The sequence below is a fragment of the Bryobacter aggregatus MPL3 genome (genome assembly GCF_000702445.1).
Lineage (GTDB): Bacteria > Acidobacteriota > Terriglobia > Bryobacterales > Bryobacteraceae > Bryobacter > Bryobacter aggregatus.
In genome coordinates this window covers 4,210,477-4,225,001 of record NZ_JNIF01000003.1, presented here as the reverse complement: position 1 = coordinate 4,225,001, position 14,525 = coordinate 4,210,477, and the positions used below count along the sequence as shown (strand labels likewise).

At 58.8% G+C, this 14,525-nt stretch carries 13 protein-coding genes; 6 read left to right on the top strand and 7 right to left on the bottom strand.

Going from position 1 to position 14,525, the window contains the following annotated elements; genetic code table 11:
- Nucleotides 1–7: 7 nt before the first annotated feature.
- Both M017_RS0119490 and M017_RS0119485 read left to right on the top strand, forming a co-directional pair.
- The gene (locus M017_RS0119490; protein WP_162179982.1) at nucleotides 8–1,339 is read left to right on the top strand and encodes a sensor histidine kinase; all 1,332 of its coding nucleotides are present in this window, start codon (nucleotides 8–10) and stop codon (nucleotides 1,337–1,339) included.
- Nucleotides 1,339–1,977 (top strand): response regulator, encoded by a 639-nt coding sequence (locus M017_RS0119485; RefSeq protein ID WP_031499833.1) that lies wholly within the window; start codon nucleotides 1,339–1,341, stop codon nucleotides 1,975–1,977. Before M017_RS0119490 ends, M017_RS0119485 begins: the two co-directional genes overlap by 1 nt.
- Here M017_RS0119485 and M017_RS0119480 read toward each other — a convergent pair.
- From M017_RS0119480 to M017_RS0119460, 5 genes are all read right to left on the bottom strand, one after another.
- Nucleotides 1,967–2,242 carry a hypothetical protein gene (locus tag M017_RS0119480; RefSeq protein ID WP_031499832.1) on the bottom strand — a complete coding sequence of 92 codons (276 nt, stop codon included), beginning with the start codon at nucleotides 2,240–2,242 and terminating at the stop codon, nucleotides 1,967–1,969. The genes M017_RS0119485 and M017_RS0119480 overlap by 11 nt on opposite strands.
- A gap of 2 nt (nucleotides 2,243–2,244) precedes the next feature.
- Entirely contained in the window at nucleotides 2,245–3,513 is a 1,269-nt protein-coding gene (locus M017_RS0119475) for a TolC family protein (protein ID WP_080507952.1), read from the bottom strand.
- Nucleotides 3,510–6,623, bottom strand: a complete 3,114-nt coding sequence (locus tag M017_RS0119470) for an efflux RND transporter permease subunit (RefSeq protein WP_031499830.1) — start codon at nucleotides 6,621–6,623, stop codon at nucleotides 3,510–3,512. Before M017_RS0119470 ends, M017_RS0119475 begins: the two co-directional genes overlap by 4 nt.
- On the bottom strand, nucleotides 6,624–7,814 hold the full coding sequence (locus M017_RS0119465) for an efflux RND transporter periplasmic adaptor subunit (protein ID WP_031499829.1): 1,191 nt from the start codon (nucleotides 7,812–7,814) through the stop codon (nucleotides 6,624–6,626).
- Nucleotides 7,815–7,892: 78 nt separating this feature from the next.
- Nucleotides 7,893–9,554 carry a GMC oxidoreductase gene (locus tag M017_RS0119460; RefSeq protein WP_031499828.1) on the bottom strand — a complete coding sequence of 554 codons (1,662 nt, stop codon included), beginning with the start codon at nucleotides 9,552–9,554 and terminating at the stop codon, nucleotides 7,893–7,895.
- A gap of 35 nt (nucleotides 9,555–9,589) precedes the next feature.
- Here M017_RS0119460 and M017_RS0119455 point away from each other — a divergent pair, with 35 nt between their 5' ends.
- Nucleotides 9,590–10,411: a hypothetical protein gene (locus M017_RS0119455; RefSeq protein ID WP_155121502.1), complete on the top strand. Its 822-nt coding sequence runs from the start codon at nucleotides 9,590–9,592 to the stop codon at nucleotides 10,409–10,411.
- Here M017_RS0119455 and M017_RS0119450 read toward each other — a convergent pair.
- Complete coding sequence (locus M017_RS0119450) at nucleotides 10,408–10,938, bottom strand: gluconate 2-dehydrogenase subunit 3 family protein (RefSeq protein WP_031499826.1); 531 nt, start codon at nucleotides 10,936–10,938, stop codon at nucleotides 10,408–10,410. The genes M017_RS0119455 and M017_RS0119450 overlap by 4 nt on opposite strands.
- Nucleotides 10,939–10,961: 23 nt before the next feature.
- Nucleotides 10,962–11,981: an anthranilate phosphoribosyltransferase gene (gene trpD / locus M017_RS0119445; protein WP_031499825.1), complete on the bottom strand. Its 1,020-nt coding sequence runs from the start codon at nucleotides 11,979–11,981 to the stop codon at nucleotides 10,962–10,964.
- A 45-nt stretch (nucleotides 11,982–12,026) separates the two neighbouring features.
- On the opposite strand from trpD, the gene sucC reads away from it, so the two are divergent.
- From sucC to ndk, 3 genes are read left to right on the top strand one after another with little or no spacing between them, the layout of a single operon-like run.
- Nucleotides 12,027–13,184: an ADP-forming succinate--CoA ligase subunit beta gene (sucC, locus tag M017_RS0119440; protein ID WP_031499824.1), complete on the top strand. Its 1,158-nt coding sequence runs from the start codon at nucleotides 12,027–12,029 to the stop codon at nucleotides 13,182–13,184.
- Nucleotides 13,181–14,071, top strand: a complete 891-nt coding sequence (gene sucD / locus M017_RS0119435) for a succinate--CoA ligase subunit alpha (protein WP_031499823.1) — start codon at nucleotides 13,181–13,183, stop codon at nucleotides 14,069–14,071. The genes sucC and sucD overlap by 4 nt, the downstream gene beginning before the upstream one ends.
- A 6-nt stretch (nucleotides 14,072–14,077) precedes the next feature.
- The gene (gene ndk, locus M017_RS0119430; protein ID WP_031499822.1) at nucleotides 14,078–14,491 is read left to right on the top strand and encodes a nucleoside-diphosphate kinase; all 414 of its coding nucleotides are present in this window, start codon (nucleotides 14,078–14,080) and stop codon (nucleotides 14,489–14,491) included.
- The last annotated feature ends 34 nt before the right edge of the window (nucleotides 14,492–14,525 follow it).

Sequence of the window (14,525 nt, the reverse complement as noted above, 5' to 3'; positions counted from 1 at the left end):
CTTGGACTTGAGCAAACAATTCGGACAGCGCCTCCTCGATAGCCGTTGGCTTCTCCTGATTGGCTTCGGAGCCCTGTTATTGTGGCCTCTAATCGCATTCTTGAGTGCGCGATCCCAGTTGACAGCAGCAAACAATCAGAGCCGCACCGTACGGGCCCGTTACCTCCGGCGCAATCAGTTGTTAAATGAGTTGCGCGGCGATGTGGTCAATGGCGGAAGCGACCTGCGAAATTATCTTTTGGAGCCAGATGATAATGCAGCGCTGTTGCATCGCACGAAGGCTCTCGCCACGCGAACCCACGCACTCTCGCTCCTCGCCGCAACAGAGTTGAAAGAGAACGCGACCCTCTATCGGAAATTTGTGGAGGGCTACGAGTCCTATTGGCACACGATGGAGCCGGTTCTGCACTGGAATGCTGCCCACAGAAAAATGGATGGCTTCCGCTTTATTCGCGATGAAGGCTCTGCCAAACGCGGTGAGATCCTCGCCCTCGCCGCCCAGATTGGCGCATGGAATGAAGAGCAACTCGCCAGCAGCGCCGACGAGATCCAACATCTGTTTGAGGGAGTTCGCAGTGACCTGGAGCTCCGCATTGGCTTGTTCCTAATCGCCGGAATTGCCCTTGCCTGCCTCGTCTATTGGCGGATCGTCAGCCTGGAGCGCCAGGCTTCAGAACGCTTCGGTCAGGTGGAGCAAGCCCGGGCTGAATCCCGCGAACTCTCCGGACGTCTGCTGAATGTCCAGGAAGAGGAGCGGCGCCGGATCGCCCGGGAGCTGCATGATGAGGTGGCACAGAATCTTTCCGCCGTCCGCGTTGGCCTGGAACGGACCCTCCGGGTGCTGCCGCCAGGAAGCCGCGAACTCGCTTCTGAAGAAGTGCGCGAACTGGAGCGGCTGACGGAGCGCACCCTCAAGTTCACACGCGAGATGAGCCAGTCCCTGCGGCCCAGCATGCTCGATGATCTGGGACTCGCCCCAGCCCTCCGCTGGCTCGCCAAAGAGTGGCAACGCCGGAGCACCGCCCGGGTGGAAGTAGAAACAGAAGAGGATCTCGAAGACCTGGGTGAGGAAACCCGCATCTGCGTCTTCCGCGTCGTACAGGAAGCTCTCAATAATGCACTCAATCATGGCGCAGCAAGCGAGGTACGCATTCGGGCAAATCGCGATGCCGGCAAATTGCTGGTCAGTATTCAAGACAATGGAAAGAGCTTTGATGTCGATCGTGAGAAGGGGATGGGGATTCTCGGGATGAGTGAGCGGGTAGAAAATCTGGGCGGAAGATTCAGCATCGTCAGCAGCGAAGGCGTTGGCACCGTCGTCATGGCGGAACTACCCTGATGCCGATCCGGATTCTTCTCGCGGACGATCACGCGATTCTGCGCCGCGGCCTGCGCGCATTGCTCGAGCGCGAATCGGACATGGAGGTGCTCGGCGAAGCAGCGGACGGACGGGAAACGGTCGAAGCCGTCGACAGGCTGGCGCCCGATGTCGTCGTACTTGATATTGCGATGCCAAACTTAAATGGCATTGAGGCGACACGGCAAATCGCCGCCAAAACAGCCGTCATCGTTCTCAGCATGCATAGCGACGAAAGCTATGTTTTGCGTGCCTTGCGCGCGGGCGCCAAGGGCTACCTCATCAAGGATACCGTCGAGACCGAACTGATCCGCGCCATCGAAGCAGTGGCGACGGGCAAGGCGTACTTCAGTCCAGAGGTGAGCCGGCTGCTGGTGGAAGACTACGTCAACGGAATGCGCGAGCGCGGCATCGACGACAGCCTCGAATTGCTCACCGCACGGGAGCGCGAAGTGTTGCAGATGCTGGCCGAAGGCAAAACAGTGAAAGACATCGCGCGCAGTCTTGAGCTGAGCGTTTACACGGTCGACACGCACAAGAGCAACCTCATGCAGAAGCTGGGCCTCCACAGCATGGCGGAGCTCATCCTCTATGCCGTGCGCAAGGGCATCATCCGTTGATCGCCCGGCGGGCCCGCAAGTAGAGGATCGCCTCGGACAAGCGCCGGATCACGTCGGGCGCCTCCGCATCCACCACCGGCACATGCCTGGGAAGCGAGGGGCGAAGCGCGGCATCTGGACTGAGAACGGCAATGAAATCCGGGTTCTCCGGCAATTGCGAAACGATGCGAATCTGCAGAGCAAGCGACGCAGCCAGAAGCGCTTCCTGCGCCTGTGGCGCATAGACTACGATCTCGTCCCTGTTCTGCCGAGACCAGAACGGCATCGCTACAAGGTCCCTTCTCCGATCTGATAACGCAGAGCCGACCGCAGAATCTGATACTCATACCGCGCACTGGCGCTGGCGACTTCTGCCGCCGTCTCGCTCAATTGCGCCTGGCTCAATTCCACAATCGAACCCAATCCCAACTCATAGCGCGACTGCGCCAACTCCAGGCTGAGCTTCGCCTGCGCCACCAGTTCGTTGTTCAGCCGCAGACGCTCAAAAGCATTCCGGGCGTTCAGATAGTAAGTCCGCACATCGCGTGCAATGCGATTCGCTTGATCCTCGCGCTGCTTCTCGAGCGCCCTCACGCGCAACACGGCCTCCCGCTGGCGGGCCTCGAACAAGTGCCCATTGAAGATCGGAACCGACACATTGATCCCCGCGGCACCATAGTGGATCGGATAGGCGCCTTGTGACCAAGGCAAAACACCCACCGTACCCAGCAAGGAAACAGTCGGACGATTAAGTACCTTTTCTGAAGCCAGAACCTGACTTGCCGCCTGCACCTCAAGCTTGAACTGCAATAGTTCCGGCCGCTCTTCAATCGCCTTCGCAACCAACACTTCGGCGTCGGGCGGCAACTGCTCATTCAAGGGCCGGTCGTCGATCGTAATCGTCTGCCGCTCCCGAGTTCCCAGCGCAGCCGTCAGGTCCGCAGTCGATGAATCAATCTCATTCTGCGCCCGAGACAACAGAATTTGCGCATCGGACAAATTGACCTTGGCAAAGCTGACATCGAGCTGCGAGCGCAACTGGCTCTGGGCCAGGGCCGACACCTGATCGACAATCAACTGCCGGGCTTTTACCGTCTGCTCCGCAACCTGCGTCAAGGCCCGTGCCCGCAGTAAGGAATAATAGCCCCGATCAACCGCGGCTAGAATCTGGAGCCGTGCCGACTTCACTCCTTCGCGCTGGGCCGTCGCTCGCGTCAAAGCCGCATCGGCTTGCAAGCGGGTGCGCCCAAAGTCACTCAGCAGTTGCGAGAGCTGCACGCCAGCTCCGACACGCGAAATCAGCAACGACGACACCAGACCGCCAATTCCGAGCCGGCTGTTATCGTCCGCGGCAGAAGCAGTCAAGCCCCCCGAAAGCTGCGGCGACAATGCAGAGCGAATCTGCTTGCTGGTCTCTGTCGCCGCTTGTGCCGAAGCATCGAGGGCGGCCAGGGCCGGATGATTCCTCAGCGCCATCTCGCGCGCCTCTTCGAGCGTCAACTGAAGCTCTTGGCCCATACAGAGCTGGACAAGAAACAGGACTGTCAGCCATCTCATGACGCACTCTCCGGCGCAGGATGCGCGAGCAGATAAGCCACCGGCACGACAAAGATTGTAAACACGACAGACACGGCCAGGCCGCCCAGCAAGGCTCGCGCGAGCGGGGCGTAGGCTTCGCTTCCCTGCCCGATCTTCAACGCCATCGGCAACAGTCCGATGATGGTCGCGAGCGAGGTCATCAACACCGGCCGCAAGCGTACTTTCGCTGCTGTCAGAACAGCCTGCCGGACTGGCAACCCTTCGTGAATCAAGTGCCGCGTGAATTCAACAATCAGAATGCTGTTGGACACCGCAATGCCAACCAGCATCACGATTCCCATCAGCGACATGACATTCAGCGTCGTGTTGGTCGCCCATAAAGTCAGCAACACTCCGGAGATTCCAGGTGGTACCGCCAGCAGAATCAGAAGCGGATCGAGGAAGCTCGCGAACTGCGCCACCAGAATGAGATAGAGCAACACAGTCGCCAGAATCAAGCCCAAGGCAAAGCTGCGAAAGCTCTGCCGCATGCCCAGCACCATGCCGCGCAGATCGACGCTCACACCGTCCGGAACTTTCATTTCCGCGACGACTGCATCAATGCGATTCGCCAGTTCTCCCAAGGCCTCCGTCTCCGGCCTGACATAAACATCAATGGCCCGCCGCAACTGGTAGTGACCAACCTCTGTCGGGGTCTGGACGTTGGTGATTTTGCTCACCGCATCGAGGCGCGCCGGGTTGATGCTGTGTGGCCCCCGCAGGGTAATCGCTTTCATATCCTGTAGATTTGCGATCTGCTTCTCCGGATACTGTACGGTGAGTAAGTAGTCCTGTCCGGTTCGCGGATCCACCCAGAAACTTGGTGCAATCATCTGGTTGGAGCTCAACGCGGTGATGACGTTCTGCACCACTTCCTGCTGGGACAGGCCCAGTTCGCTCGCGCGAGTCCGATCGACCTCCATCCGTAACGCCGGATAGTCCAAGTCCTGTGGCAGAAACACATCCGCGACGTTCGGTAAGCGGCGAATCCGATCCGCGAGCGCGAGGGCAACCTCATAGTCGCGGCGCAGATTGGAACCCGACACCTGCACATTGATCGGAGCAGCCATCCCCATATTGAGGACCGCATCCACCAGACCACCCGACTGGAAAAACACACTCAACTCCGGCATCTCCGCATCGAGACGCTTCTTCATCCGGGCCATGTATTCATAACTCCCCACCCGGTGCTCCTGCTTGAGCGCAACTTGAATGAAGCCCGTATGCGGCGCGGCGTTCGGAGAATAGATTGAAGAGATGTCGCCATTAACGCCGATGTTGGCGACGATCAACTCCAGTTCCTCCGGCGGCACCACCTGCCGCACGATCTTATCCACGCGGTCGAACAGCATGTTCGTCAATTCAATACGCGTTCCGGTGGGCGCCTTGATATTCATCACAAACTGTCCGGCGTCCGTACGCGGAAAGAAGCTCACGCCCAACAACGGATAGAGGCCGAGACTCAACACAAACAGAACACCCGCAATTGCCAGCGCCATCCGGGGCGAATCTGCGGCGCGCGAGGCCGCCCGGTCATAGCTTTGCAGCAGCCGGTCAAAGTTCCTGTTGAAGCTGCGGTTGAATCTGGCAAAGAAGCCCTTGGCCCCTTCGTCATGGCCGGCGGACTTGATGAAGCGCGCACAGAACAGCGGAACCACCGTCATCGCGACAAAGTAAGACGCCGCCAGCGACAATACCACCGCCAGTGCCAAGGCCGAGAAAAGGAACTGGCTCACCCCATACAGAAAGGTGACCGGGAAAAACACAACCGCCGTTGTCAAAGTTGCCGATAACACAGGCAAGGCAACTTCCTTTCCGCCAATCTCAGCGGCCTGCACCGGGTCCGTACCCATCTCCAGATGGCGGTAAATGTTTTCGAGCACCACCACCGAGTTGTCGATCAAGCGGGAGAAGGCGAGAGCAAAGCCGCCCAACACCATTGAGTTGATGCTGGCGCCAAAGCCCTTCAACAACAGAAACGCGGCCAGCACCGAAATCGGAATCGAGAAACAGACAGCCACCGTCGCCCGGAAGCTCCCGAGGAAAATCAGAATCATTGCCGAGGTCAGAAACAACCCGATCGCACCTTCATGGATCAGCGTCTCAATCGCCGTTTTCACAAACTCGGACTGATCGAACACCACCTTGTTCTTCAACTGATGAGGTACATCCACAATGTGCTTGATGCCCTGCTTGATCCCGTCCACAACCGCAATCGTGTTGGTATCTCCGCCCTGTTTGAGGATCGGCAGATAGACCGACTTCTGCCCGTTAATCCGAACGACGTTCGTCTGGATCGTGTGCGAATCCTCCGTTGTCGCCACATCGCTCACACGAACGATCGACCCATTCACGGCCTTCACCGGCACGGCATCAATCTCCGTAGTGGTTTCGAGAAGGGAATTCGAAAGGACGTTGTAATCGCGTGGCCCGATCTTCACAGACCCCGCAGGCAGAATCAGATTCGAGGAATTGATTCCACGCACCAGATCCATCAGCGACATCTGATAGCCCTCAAGGCGATTCGGATCGGCGTAGACCATAATCTGGCGGAAGGGCCCGCCAAAAGGCTGCGGAATACTCGCCCCGGGAACGCTGGCAATCTGCGCTCGTACGACATTGTTCGCCAGATCGCGCAGCCGGGTATCGTCCAACCCCTCGCCCTCGAAGGTCACCAGGCACACCGGCAAACTGGAGGCATCGAACTTCAATACAATCGGCGGCAAAGTTCCAACCGGCAGGCGCCGGATATTCGCCATCGCCAGGTTCGAGATCGCGCCCACCGCGGCATCGGCATTCGAGCCGGCTTGGAAGTAGATCTTGATCAGGCTCACTCCGGTGAGCGAGCGGGACTCGATGTGATCGATGTTCGGCGCCAGTGTAAAGAAGCGCTCATAGCGAGCGGTGATCGAAGTCTCAATCTGGTCCGGCGACATGCCGGTGTAGAACGTGGCCACGACCACGACGGGAATGTTCATCGCGGGAAAGAGATCCACCGGCATCCGCACCACCGCGGAGGCACCCAGTACGCAGATCGCCAAACAGATGACAACGATGAAGTAAGGAGTTCGGATCGCAAATCGTGACATTTACTTCACTGCTCCCGTAACTCGAGGCTTCACAACTGTACCCGGCTTCAACTGGGCACGGCCGCTCAAAACAAACAGGTCGCCTTCCTGCACTCCACCGAGGATCTCTGCCACCTCCGAGGTTTCAGGACCGATACGCAACGTCTCGCTCTTCAGTAGGCCCTCTGGCGAGATCCGCATTGCCTGCCGTGTTTCTCCCGTACCATCCAAGGCCAACAGTGGGACTACGATGGCATTGGGCTTCGATTCCAGACGAATCGTCACCTCAGCGAACATCCCCGGCTTGATCAGAAAACTTGGATTCTCCACATCCACCTGCGCCGTCATCGTGCGCGTCGAAAGCTGCAGCTCACTGCTATAGCGCGCAATCTTTGCGTTGATCTCGCGATCCAAAGTCGGCACGGAAATTTGCACCGGAAACCCAACCCGCACCAGCGGCACCACAGACTCTGGAATCGGCAGGTACAACCGCAACACACTGTCCTGCGAGAGACGAACCACCGGCAGAACATTCGTCTGCGATGCCGTCCCGGCCTGCACCATCGAACCGACTTCAGCAAAGCGGCGCGTCACCACACCTGCGAAGGGAGCCGTCACGCGCGTGTAATTCAACAGAGTGGTCACGCGTTGCTCTTCGGCCCGCATCACCTGAACCCCTTGCTCGGCTGCGATCAGCGCAGAACTCGCTCCAGACCATTGCGCAGCCGCCTCCAGCGCACGCGACCTCGCCGCGTCAATCTCCTGCTGCGCCAACAGGCCAGGACGCAACTTTGCCACGTTCGATAATCGATCCGCCTGCAACTGGGCCAGTTCGCGAGCCGTCTCGGCGCGCTTCACTTCTTGGCGGGCGCGCGCCACCTCCGCATCGGAACGTCGAATGGAGGCATTGGCGCGATTGAGATCGTCCGCCATTTCCGGAATCTCCAGCGTCGCAAGCACCTGTCCAACCTGGACCCGGTCCCCCATGTCGACATTGATCTGCTTGACGTAACCTGAGACCTTCGCCATCAGGTCGATTTCACGATAAGGCCGGAACTCTGCGACAAGCTGGAGCGTACGATCAATAGACTGGCGTGTGGCTTGCACCGCAGCCACCACTGGCAGATCGTCCTTCTGCTGTTTGGCCTCTTCGCGGTGGGCGCAGGCAGCGAGCCACACAATCAGAACAAACAGAATCCATTTGCTGGGCATGCATGTTGAGTATGCGCCGCAATAAGAAAAAGCAACATCCCGGAATTCCGGTAGGCCGAAGCGGAAAGTCTGGTAGTTCTAGACGTTCCCCTTCTTCATCTCGGCAGCAAGATGGTCGGTGGCGCGCCAGGCGAGCGCGAGAATCGTCAGCGTTGGATTCTTCTCACTGGCCGTCGTAAAGCTCGACCCGTCCACCACAAACAGATTCTTCACATCGTGCGACTGGTTGTAGGCATTGAGCGCACTGCGCTTTTTGTCCGCGCCCATCCGGCAGGTACCATGCTCATGAATGGCGCTGCCCAGACGATCGATCCAACCGCGCTCATACGGCAGAACCTCCGCCTTGGCGGCGCTTAGGATTTCAAGTGTCGTATCGTACATATCCTGGATCATCGCCCGCTCGTTTTCCTTGATCTTGTAATCGATCACCGGCACAGGAATGCCCCACTTATCCTTGCGCGTGGCGTCCAGCGTAATCCGGTTGTCCGCATAAGGCAGCACCTCGCCATAAGGGTGCATTGCCACCAGCGCCGGGTAATGGCGCTTTACATTTTCCTTAAAGCCTTTGCCGAAGCCCGGCAACGACTTCGCATAGGATACGCCTGTTTGCGCGCCGGTATTCCAGAACTGGCTCCCATAACCACGCAGATACTTACGCGACTTCGATTGTCCGGCCCAGCGCGGCATATAGATATGTTCGCCACCGATGCCATCGTCATTCTGCGCCTTCTTCCCCATCAGTTCGGGCACAAAGCCGTAGATATGAAAACGCACCTGTTCGCAGAGGTAGCGGCCAATCACGTCGCTCGAGTTCCCGATGCCGTTGGGATGGCGATTGGACTTCGAGTTCAATAGAATCCGCGTCGAATCAACACAACTGGCGGCCATCACCACAATGCGCGCCTTCACCTCTTCAGCCTGGCCCGTATTGCGATCAAAGAAATGCACGCCGTCGGCCAGTCCGCGGTCATTCACCGTCACATGGGAGACCACCGCGTTGTCGCGAATCTGCAGCTTGCCGGTCATCGCCGCGGGTTCCAGCAGATAGTCCGTCGAATTGAAGAACGCAGAAACATCGCAACCCTTGCCGCAAGCGCCGCAGTAATGGCAAGGCGCCTTGCCGTGATGTTCCTTGGTCAGGACGGCGCGGCGCGTGCTGCCGATCTCAATTCCGATTCCCTTCGCAGCCTTGCGTAACAACTGTTCGCCACAACGGGGCGCGGGCGCAGGCAACAAGAACTTCGACCCCGGCAGAAATTCCGAATCGTTCCCCTCCCCGCAAACTCCAATCAGATCCTCCACCTTGTCGTAGTAGGGCGCGATGTCAGAGTAATGGATGGGCCAAGGGATCTCGTGTCCATCGCGCGCCGGTTCCTGGAAATTCGCCTCCGAGTAGCGCAGGCTCACCCGCCCCCAAATATTTGTCTTGCCGCCACGGCCCCAGACCCGCCAAAGGTCGAAGTCCTGCTCGTTCGGCGTGAGATAGGGCTGTTCCTCTTTGCTCAACAAAAACTGCGGAGGACGCTGGCCTTTCCGCGACCGCTGACGCGCCTCCCAAGGCCGGACATGCGACCAAAAGCCGCCACGATTGAATTTCTGACCGGCATCGAGCACCAGAACGCTGACGCCCTGCCGGGTGAGATTCCAGGCGGCCATCCCTCCGGCGGCGCCGCTTCCGACAATGACGACGTCATAACGTTTTGCTGGAGTCTGAATCTGCGTCGATTTCGTGGTTTGCATGGCTTGTGAGAGGCTGGAAACTGAAGATGCTTCCAATGCATCGCACTATATCAAAGGTGGTCACTGCTATCAGAACAACTCTCGCAATTCTCGTCATTTGCACGTCGCTTGCCAGCGCGCAGGACTTCACGGCCAACTTCGAGGCCATGATCACCGAAGTCAACCGGAGCCGCTACGACAAGGCCGCATTGCAATTGTTCCCCATCCAAACGGCAATCCGCCTGGAGCTGAACAATCGATTCCCCAAGCTCGACGCTGGGCTGCAGAGCCGGATCAAGGAGATGGCCAGCGGCACCGCGATTCTCAGCACCATTGCACTGCTCCAGACGCAAATGGCGACCAAAAATTATGAAGACGCCAACGCGCAGGCGCTGCTGCTGGGCATCGGCCTCAGTGGTTTATGGGCCGACGTCCCTAGCTACCGCAAGCTCGTTTTCGCACAGCAAGACTACAAGGAGTCTCCTGATGTCAATACTTTACGCGTCCTCGGCTACGCCGCCATCGACAATCAGGAATGGACGCTGGCGCAAAAAGTAGCAACGGACCTGCTCGCCAATCCTCTGAGTTCCCGCCAATCGGCGCTCACCATTCGAGGTCTTGCAGAACTCGGCCAGGGAAACATCGCGGCGGCAGAGAAAACGCTGATTGAATCCTCAAAAGCGCCCATCGGAGGAAACGGACCCAATCTGCGGCTGGCCCGCGCACTGCTCGATCTGGACAAATTGCAGACCGTCGATCAATTCCTCGCCGGTATCGAGCAAAGCACAGCGCCGCAAAGCTCCAAAGCGACCGATTGGCGCAAGGACCTTGCCGCGGGACGCAGACCCGACTTTGGGCTGCTGAATCTGAACAACTAGAGCTGATGTTCGGGATGCGTGCATCCCTCGAATTTCGCCAGAGGCTTTGCACCATCCCACCCAAGTTCAACCATTAAGCCTTCCCGGGTGGAATAGTAATTCTCTACGGTCGCATCCTTCAGCGTGGTGAAGAACTTCGATTTCGCTTCGAGTTCCATCATCACCGCCACGCGATTGGAGTCATCGAGATCGAGATAGGACTTCTTGGAGAGACGCTTCGAGATCGCATCCACCTCCGCCAGTCCCGCGATCCACACAGGTTGTTCCGCCTTGCGTAGCGCCAGATTCTCGTCGATCAGTTCATGCACCTTTGCATCGAGAGCGCCGGGACTATCGGTGCGCGGCAGGATGGTCTCACAGAGCGCCCCGACCGTCGCCAGTTGCGAAGAGCTAAAGACCTTCGGAGCGTAGGCCGCAGCCGGCTCGCTCGGCGCCTGATCCGGATGGACATGGGAATGATCGTCTGAGGCGGCCAGCGCCCCAGCGCCAGCGATTCCAATCAATAAAGTCCGGCGGGAATTCTGCATTTGCTCGCGATTGTATCAACTCGCTAAACAGCGTTGCTGACGCGCTTGAGATCTTCCAATTTTGCCTTGGCCGCTCCGCTGGCAATCACGCCAAACGCTTTGGCGACACCAGCCTTGAAATCCGGAACCACGCCCGCAGCATAGAGCGCCACAGCAGCATTCACCATTACGATATCCAGCTTCGCGCTCGGCACGACATCGAGAATGTCGCGAATCGTCCGCGCCGAATCCTCACCCGTCTCCGCACGCAACTCATCCATCGTTGCCATCGGCACGCCGAAATCGTCCGGTTTGATCGCACGCCGGGTGATGGAATTACCCACGATGTCGTACATCATTGAGCGGCCCGTCGTCGTCACCTCGTCGAGACCATCCTCACCATGAACCACAATCGACTTGAAGGTGCCAAGTTGCGCCAGCGCCTGCGCCATGATCCGGGCCGCCTCAAAATTCGGCGCGCCAATCAACTGGTGCTGTGCCCCAGCCGGGTTCGACAGGGGGCCCAACAAGTTGAAGACCGTACGCATCTTCAGTTCGCGACGTGCTTCGGCAGCATGCTTCATCGCTGGATGGACATTCGGCGCGTAGAGAAACGCAATTCCCGCTTGCGCCAGACAATGCGACATCTGAGACGGGGTCAAATCAATCTTCACACCCAGCATCTCCAACACGTCGGCACTTCCGGTATGAGAAGAGAAGGCCCGGTTGCCGTGCTTGGCCACCTTCACGCCGCAGGCCGCCACCACAATCGCAACGGCAGTCGAGATATTGAAGGTCGACAAGCCGTCGCCGCCGGTGCCACAAGTATCGAGGACAGACTCGCCAGGCGGCGTGGCCACTTTGGTGACATGGGCCCGCATCGCCTCGGCAAAACCGGTCACCTCGTCGACGCCATCCCCCAGCACTTTGACCGCAGCCAGAAAGGCCGCAATCTGAGCCGTTGAAACGGACCCATTCAGAATACTTTCCATCGCGTCGCGAGCTTCCTCGCGGTTGAGCCCTTTGCGGGCACAGACTTTATGAAGGTGATCTAAAAACGGCATGATAAACTTGAAAATTCCAGCAGTCCCCAGCATAGGACAGATCCAATGAAAATCCATGAGCATCAGGCCAAGGAAATCCTGGCCAAGTACGGAGTCCCTGTGCCTAAAGGCATCGTGGCCTACTCCGTTGACGAAGCTGTAGCAGCAGCAGAACAACTGGGTGGAGGCGTTGTCGTCAAGGCACAAATCCATGCAGGCGGTCGAGGAAAAGGCGGTGGCGTCAAACTCGCCGCGAATCCTCAAGAGACCAGGGAGAAGGCCGAGAAAATTCTCGGGATGACCCTCGTCACGCACCAGACGGGGCCGGAAGGCCGCCTTGTCCAGCGTCTCCTCATCGAAGAGCAGATGCCCATCGACAGAGAGTTCTATGCCGGCATCGTGCTTGATCGCGCGATCGGCAAACTCGTCTTCATGGCCTCCAGCGAAGGAGGAATGGACATTGAAGAGGTAGCGGCGCACACACCCGAAAAGATTCTGAAAGAAGTGATCGAACCCGGCATGGGTCTGCAAGCCTACCAGGCGCGCAACCTCGCCTTCGGCATCGGCATCCCCACCGGCAGCATCAATGCCGCCGTCCAGGCGATGCAGGCACTGGCCAAGGCTTATGAAGCCATCGACGCTTCGCTCGCCGAGATCAATCCCCTTCTGCTCACCAAGGACGGCCGCATCATCGCTCTCGACGCGAAGATCGCCATCGACGACAATGCGATGTTCCGCCACAAGGATCTCGCCGGTCTGCGCGATCTGAGCGAAGAAGATCCGCTTGAAGTGGAAGCCTCCAAGTTCGGCCTCAACTACATCAAGCTCGACGGCACGGTCGCCTGCATGGTGAACGGCGCCGGCCTCGCGATGGCAACGATGGATATCGTTCAGTACGCGGGCGGCTCGCCGGCAAACTTCCTCGACGTCGGCGGCGGCGCCAATGAAGAGCAGATCCGCAATGCTTTCCGCATCCTGCTCAGCGACGCGAATGTCCGCGCCATCTTCATCAACATCTTCGGCGGCATCCTCCGCTGTGACACGCTGGCCAATGGCGTCGTCAAGGCAGCCCGCGAACTCGACGTCAAAATTCCGATCGTCGTCCGCATGGAAGGCACCAACGTAGAACTGGGCAAGCAGATCTTGCGTGAATCCGGATTGAATTTTGGGCTCGCCGACGGTATGAAGGACGGGGCCGAGAAAGTTGTGGCACTCGCAAAATGAGCGTTCTCGTAGATAAAAACACACGCCTGATTGTCCAGGGCTTCACCGGCAAAGAAGGCACTTTCCACGCGCAACAGGCGCTGGCCTATGGCACCAACGTGGTGGGCGGCGTCACCCCCGGTAAGGGCGGAGCGCTGCACCTCGAAAGGCCGGTCTTCAACACCGTTGCCGACGCCGTAAAAGAAACCGGCGCCAATGCGACCGTGATCTTCGTCCCGCCGCCCTTTGCCGCCGACGCGATCCTCGAAGCAGCCTCGGCCAACATCGCGCTGATCGTCTGCATTACCGAAGGCATCCCGGCCCTCGACATGGCCAAGGTCTGGGCGCAGATCAAGAATGGCAATTCGCGCCTGATTGGCCCCAATTGCCCCGGCGTCATCTCCCCTGGCAAGTGCAAGATCGGCATCATGCCTGGCCACATTCATAAGGAAGGCCGAGTCGGCGTCATCAGCCGCTCGGGAACCCTCACCTATGAAGCCGTCGGACAGCTCACCGGTCTTGGCATCGGCCAAAGCACCTGCATCGGCATCGGTGGCGATCCGATCATCGGCACCAACCACACCGACGCGCTGAAGCTGCTCCTCGCCGACCCCGACACCGACGCCATCATCATGATTGGCGAAATCGGTGGCGATGCCGAAGAGAGCGCCGCCGCCTACTACGCCAGTACCAAGAGCACCAAGCCCGTCATCGGCTTCATTGCCGGCCAGACCGCTCCCGAAGGCCGCCGCATGGGCCATGCCGGTGCGATCATCTCCGGCAGCAGCGGCAAGGCCAGCGACAAGATGGATGCCATGACGGCAGCCGGCATCACCGTCTGCAAGACCCCCGCCGACCTCGGCACCACCACCCAACTCCGGATGCAAGAAGCCGGACTGCTCAAGTAAGGATTTATGGAAAAGACATTCGCAATTATCAAGCCGGACGCCGTTGCCGACAACCACATCGGTGGCATCCTCGCCATGGCGGAAGCCGCTGGCTTCAAGATCCGCGCCGCACAGATGAAGCACCTCACCCGCAAGGAAGCCGAAGGCTTCTATGCGGTCCACGCCGAACGCCCCTTCTTTGGTGAACTCGTCGAGTTCATGAGCGAAGGCCCCTGCGTTCTTCTCGCTCTCGAGCGCGAAGACGCCGTTGCCAAGTGGCGCGACGTGATGGGAGCCACCAATCCGGCCAATGCAGCCGAAGGCACCGTTCGCAAGACCTACGCCAAGAGCGTCGGCCGCAACTGCGCCCACGGAAGCGACAGCAAAGAGAACGCGGCGATCGAACTCGCCTACTTCTTCCCCGGCACCGCTCTGCTCTAAATTTTTCCAAATTATTTTGGACCAAACGAAGGCC